The sequence below is a fragment of the Stenotrophomonas sp. DDT-1 genome, assembly GCF_001580555.1.
Taxonomy (GTDB): Bacteria; Pseudomonadota; Gammaproteobacteria; order Xanthomonadales; family Xanthomonadaceae; genus Stenotrophomonas; species Stenotrophomonas sepilia.
Map to the genome: position 1 here is coordinate 1 of NZ_LEKR01000086.1, position 1,773 is coordinate 1,773.

At 57.1% G+C, this 1,773-nt stretch carries 2 protein-coding genes; both read left to right on the forward strand.

Annotated features, from left to right (window positions below; genetic code table 11):
• Positions 1–1,090 (forward strand): RHS repeat-associated core domain-containing protein (locus tag AB839_RS22010; RefSeq protein WP_241776810.1); only part of this gene is annotated, 1,090 nt, incomplete at its 5' end.
• 10 nt (positions 1,091–1,100) lie between these two features.
• Complete coding sequence (locus tag AB839_RS21620; protein ID WP_154351576.1) at positions 1,101–1,478, forward strand: DUF6869 domain-containing protein; 378 nt, start codon at positions 1,101–1,103, stop codon at positions 1,476–1,478.
• The last annotated feature ends 295 nt before the right edge of the window (positions 1,479–1,773 follow it).

The following is a 1,773-nucleotide window of genomic DNA, read 5'->3' on the forward strand; positions in this document are numbered from 1 at the left end:
CTACAGCGATGCCAACCGCATGAACGCGGTGAAGCAGGGCAATGCCGTGCTGGAAAGCTACGCCTACAACCATCGCGGTGAGCGCGTGCTGCGTACCCCGGCCAGTGGCGCGGCTCAGATCACCCTGTATGACGAAGCAGGGCAGTGGCTGGGCAATTACTCGGCCACGGGCCAGGCGCAACAGCAGGCCATCTGGCTGGACAACTACCCGGTAGCGCTGATCAACACGCCGGCTACCGGCGTGCCGGAGCTGGCCTACGTGCAGCCGGATCATCTGGGCACGCCGCGCGTGGTGATCGATCCGGTGCGGAATGTTGCGATCTGGGAGTGGAGCAACAAGAGCGAGGTGTTCGGCAACCAGATTCCGAGCGCTGATCCGGATGGGGATGGTGTGGCGTTCGAGCTGGCACTGCGCTTCCCGGGCCAGCAGGCGACCGATGCGAGTGGGTTGTTCTACAACTACCAGCGGGAGTACGAGCCGGAGGTGGGGCGGTATTCCCAGAGTGATCCGATTGGGTTGGCCGGTGGAATAAGTACCTTCAGCTACGCACTAAGTTCCCCGGGCTCACATAGTGACGCAGAGGGTCTGCAAGTCATGCGCAGCGGCGTGCACGCAGGCTCTCGCGCTATGATGAATTCGAACCAAGCTCCTACAGGAGACAATCAATCAAACTTCGCTGCGCCCGCTTCTTGGGGGGAAGTGTCTTCTGGCCTTGCCGCAACGACAAATGCGCTGAATAGCCTTAGCCTAACTCACTCAAGCAGTATCTTAAATCCGCAAAGTCCCGCGTCAATTCTGACGCGGAACATCATATCCAAGGCGTGCGAGAAAGAAGACGACGATGACTGTAATCGTCTCATAGCAAAGATAGATTCTTTGGTGGTCGAGCTGAGAAAGCGATACTGGGATCTTAAACTGGATAGACGTGGGCTTCCGGCTACCGGTCGTATGTCAATAAATGGGCATGTGCAGCAATTTCAAAACAAGCAGGCACAGTTGAGGCGATTGCTTGCTGAATCTGCAGCAAAGCGCTGTGTAGGTTATAGCAATGAGGCTTGGCAATGGGCGACTATGGCTCAACCAATTTGAGATCTAGACAATGTTTGATAAAGAGTGCATGGAAAAAGTCGCTGAAGCATGGGTTAGTTTTAATCGGCTCGCAGCCGATGCGAATGAGCGGGATCCGCTCACAGGCGTGCTGGATGAAGTTGATGGCATCATCCAGCGAGATCCTGGCGAAGGTTGGAAATTCATTGAGGCTGTCAGGCGAATGGATGTGGATGCGCATCTACTTTCCAATCTTGCTGCCGGACCTTTGGAGGACTACTTGGTTGCCCACGGCGAGACCGAAATCGAGAGGGTTGAAAGCTTGGCAAAGCACGACCCATCTCTTCGGGATCTCCTTGCTCAGACGTGGAAGAACTCGATGTCGGATGAGGTATGGCGGCGGGTACAACTTGCTGCCACATCAGGTTAGGCTGCCATGGGTAACGCTCGAACGCCTTGCGACTACGTCTGGCAGCTTCGGCGATCGAGAAGATCCTGCTGATTTGAATGGGTTGCTTAAATCACCGGGACAAACTAGCCCGATGGCAGCGTGGCTGACTACGTGCGCGATACCCAGGGCCGCATCAGCCAGATCGGCCTGACCCGGCCTGGCCAGGCGCGCCAGATCGTGGTGAACAACGTGACCTATGCGGCCTTCGGCCCGGCGACCGGCTGGACCTACGGCAACGGCCGCCAGCTGCAGCGTCCGCTGGATCTGGATTACC